The organism is Pseudomonas edaphica (assembly GCF_005863185.1).
Taxonomy (GTDB): Bacteria; Pseudomonadota; Gammaproteobacteria; order Pseudomonadales; family Pseudomonadaceae; genus Aquipseudomonas; species Aquipseudomonas edaphica.
Window position 1 is genome coordinate 1 of sequence record NZ_VBVZ01000614.1, and the last position, 3628, is coordinate 3628.

Below are 3628 nucleotides of genomic sequence, written 5' to 3' on the forward strand. Positions count from 1 at the left end.
TGCAACGGTCGTACCGGCAACACCGACAAGCTGGGCATGGAAAACATCGGGGTCAAGGTCAACAGCCGTGGCCAGATCGAAGTGGATGAGAATTACCGCACCTGCGTACCGAACATCTACGGTGCCGGTGACGTGATCGGCTGGCCGAGCCTGGCCAGTGCTGCGCATGACCAGGGCCGTTCGGCCGCTGGCAGCATCGTCGACAATGGCAGCTGGCGTTATGTGAACGACGTGCCGACCGGGATCTACACGATTCCCGAGATCAGCTCGATCGGCAAGAACGAACACGAACTGACCAAGGCCAAGGTGCCTTATGAAGTCGGCAAGGCGTTCTTCAAGAGCATGGCGCGTGCGCAGATCGCCGGTGAGCCGCAAGGCATGCTGAAGATCCTGTTCCACCGTGAAACCCTTGAGGTTCTCGGCGTGCATTGCTTCGGCTACCAGGCCTCCGAGATCGTGCACATCGGCCAGGCGATCATGAGCCAACCGGGTGAGCAAAATACCCTCAAGTATTTCGTAAACACCACGTTCAACTACCCGACCATGGCCGAAGCCTATCGGGTAGCGGCCTACGACGGCCTCAACCGGCTTTTTTGAGCGGCTCCGGCCGGTGGCCTGAGCCGGCCGGGGAGACCGATTTCAGTAATTCTCGAGGGTGGCAGTGGCCAAACCGGGAAAGTCTGTAATCAGGCTATCTACGCCGAAGTCGGCGAGCCTGCGCATCAGCGCAGGTTCGTTGACCGTCCACACGGACACGTGCAAACCCTGACGCTGGGCTTTTTCCAGGCGCTCGGGGGTGCACAACGTCCAGTTCAACGCCAAGTACTCACAGCCGTAGTTCTGCGCGACCTTCAACGGGTCGAGCCAGGCGTATTCGGCCACCAGGCCGCGTGACAGGTCCGGGGTGAGCTCAACCGCCGCTTTTAATACTTCCCGAGAACTTGAGGTCACGGTGACCTTGTCCATCAGGCCATGCCGCACGGCCATCTCGCGGATCGCCAGCACAGTGGTCGCGGCGCGGGTGCGCGAGGCACTTTTGACTTCCAGCTGCCAGTGATCGAAGTCGCACTGTTCGAACAGTTCTTCCAGGCGGGGAATCGGGCACGGTTTGACCCAGCCTGGGCCACCTTTGCGCGCGTCCATCTTTACCAGGTCGGCGGCTGAATATTCGACGACCTTGCCGCGCCGGTCGGCGGTGCGCTTGAGGGTCGGGTCGTGGATCACCATCAACTCGCCGTCCATGGACAGGTGCAAGTCCAGTTCGCAACGGCGTACACCGTGCTTGAGGCACTCCTGAAAGCTGGTCAGGGTGTTTTCCGGTGCTTCGCCTTTGGCACCGCGGTGGCCGTAAATCAGGGTCACAGTTGCTCCTTTGCGCCAGATAGGCTGGCGTGTTCAATACGTATTCAGAGGTCGTCGCTTTGTTCCCGCGCCAGACGGCGTTCCTGTGCCTGTTTCTGCAGGATATAGCGCGCCAGCAACTGGCGTTGGGCGTCGGTCATGGATTCGAACTCCGTGCCCACGTCAAAACCATCGCCTTTGGGCTCGCAATGCGTCACGCGTGCGCGCAACAGCAGGCCGAGCGCCTGGGGCATCAGCACCAGCTTGACCGCCAGGTGCGCGCCGGGCGCCAGCGGCGTGGGGTGCTGGAAGTCGATGCCGCCTTCGGAGATGATCACCGGCTGCGGTGCGCCGACCTCGTCCAACAGACCACGGGCCATGATCTGGCTGAGCAGGTCCACGCGTTTGTTCTGGACTTTGAGAAAGGCCGCCAGGCTGCGGTCCTTCTCGCTGATCTGGCGCAGCAGGTGCTGGGCTTCGAATTCGCTGAGGTGCAGTTCGCTGAGCAGATTGAACAGCGGGGAATCATCCAGCAACACTTCCTTGCTCGCCGCTTCCGGGGCAGACAGTGTGCTGATTTGAAGTGCGATCATGTCGTCGATACGGTAGTATTCGCGGCGTTCTTCTTCATCTAATGTCGACATGGCGAACCCCAGGTAACGGTAATGGTCAGAGTGTAAAGCTGCTTACCAGACCCCGCCACCGGGACGTCTTCTTTTCCTCCGAACAAGCCCCGACATGTTCAGACCTCTCTTCGTATTTATCGGCACGCGTTATACCCGTGCAAAGCGCCGCAATCATTTTGTGTCGTTCATTTCCCTGACCTCGATGATCGGGCTCGCCTTGGGCGTGGTCGTGATGATCGTGGTGCTGTCGGTGATGAACGGCTTCGATCATGAGATGCGCACCCGCGTGCTGGGCATGGTGCCCCACGCGACCATCGAGTCCGATGAACCCATCAACGACTGGCAAAGCCTGGCCTCCAAGGTCAAGCAGAACCCCAAGGTGGTGGCCGTTGCGCCGTTTACCCAGATGCAGGGGCTGCTGACCAACGACGGCAAGGTGCAGAAGATCCTGCTCAATGGCGTTGACCCGGCCCAGGAACGTAACGTGTCGATCATCGACAAGTTCATGTTGCAGGGCAAACTCGACGACTTGGCACCCGGCAGCTTCGGCATCGTGATCGGCGACAAGGCGGCGGCCAAGCTCGGCGTGGGCATCGGCGACAAGCTGACCTTCGTCGCGCCGGAAGTCACCGTGACCCCGGCCGGCATGTTCCCGCGCATGAAGCGCTTTACCGTGGTCGGCACCTTCCACGTCGGCGCCGGCGAAATCGACGGCTACCTGGGCCTCACCAACCTCACCGACCTGGCGCGCCTGCATCGCTGGCAGCCGGATCAGGTGCAGGGCCTGCGCCTCAAGTTCAACGACCTGTTCGATGCACCGCGCGGCGCGTGGGAAATCGCCCAGCACCTGGGCGACTCGCAGTACTACGCCCGTGACTGGACCCGCACCCACGGCAACCTCTACCAGGCCATCCGCATGGAAAAAGCCATGATTGGCCTGCTGTTGCTGCTGATCGTCGCCGTGGCTGCGTTCAACATCATCTCCACGCTGGTGATGGTGGTGAACGACAAGAAGGGCGATATCGCCATCCTGCGTACCCTTGGCGCCACGCCGGGCCAGATCATGGCGATCTTCATGGTGCAGGGCACCGTGATCGGCGTAGTCGGCACCTTGATCGGTACCGCCGTCGGCATTCTGGCCGCGCTGAACGTCAGCGCCGCCATTGCCGCGCTGGAAAAAGTCATCGGCCACAAGTTTCTCAACGCTGACGTCTACTTCATCGACTACTTGCCGTCCCAGGTTCAGGCCCAGGACGTGTTGATGGTGGGCGGCGCCGCGTTGCTATTGAGTTTCCTTGCCACCCTGTATCCAGCCTGGCGCGCGGCACGCACCCAGCCAGCACAGGCCTTACGTTATGAGTGAATCGGGCATGAGTGAAAAAGCTATCTTGAGCTGCCGCAACCTGGGCAAATCCTACGAGGAAGGCCCGGAGTCGGTAGTGGTGTTGTCCAACCTGCAGCTGGAACTGCACCCGGGCGAGCGCGTGGCGATCGTCGGCAGTTCCGGTTCCGGCAAAAGTACCTTGCTCAACCTGTTGGGCGGCCTGGATACGCCTTCCGAGGGCAGCGTGTGGCTGGCCGGCGAAGAACTGTCGGCACTGGGTGAAAAAGCCCGTGGCCAACTGCGCAACCGTTCGCTCGGTTTTGTGTACCAGTTCCAC

The 3628-nt window shown here is 61.0% G+C and carries 5 protein-coding genes; 3 read left to right on the forward strand and 2 right to left on the reverse strand.

The features are described from left to right. Positions 1–597: FAD-dependent oxidoreductase (locus FEM54_RS27605; protein ID WP_171045915.1), on the forward strand; the 597-nt coding region annotated here is incomplete at its 5' end. Positions 598–639: 42 nt separating this feature from the next. On the opposite strand, the gene FEM54_RS27610 is transcribed toward FEM54_RS27605, so the two are convergent. Beyond that, complete coding sequence (locus FEM54_RS27610) at positions 640–1362, reverse strand: glycerophosphodiester phosphodiesterase (protein ID WP_017137433.1); 723 nt, start codon at positions 1360–1362, stop codon at positions 640–642. Positions 1363–1406: 44 nt separating this feature from the next. Next, positions 1407–1985: a PilZ domain-containing protein gene (locus tag FEM54_RS27615; RefSeq protein WP_138453757.1), complete on the reverse strand. Its 579-nt coding sequence runs from the start codon at positions 1983–1985 to the stop codon at positions 1407–1409. Between the two features lie 94 nt (positions 1986–2079). Between FEM54_RS27615 and FEM54_RS27620 the strand changes: the two genes are divergently transcribed. Together FEM54_RS27620 and FEM54_RS27625 are read left to right on the forward strand one after the other, a co-directional pair. Further along, the gene (locus FEM54_RS27620) at positions 2080–3330 is read left to right on the forward strand and encodes a lipoprotein-releasing ABC transporter permease subunit (protein ID WP_099548679.1); all 1251 of its coding nucleotides are present in this window, start codon (positions 2080–2082) and stop codon (positions 3328–3330) included. Between the two features lie 7 nt (positions 3331–3337). Next, positions 3338–3628 (forward strand): ATP-binding cassette domain-containing protein (locus FEM54_RS27625; RefSeq protein WP_171045916.1); only part of this gene is annotated, 291 nt, incomplete at its 3' end.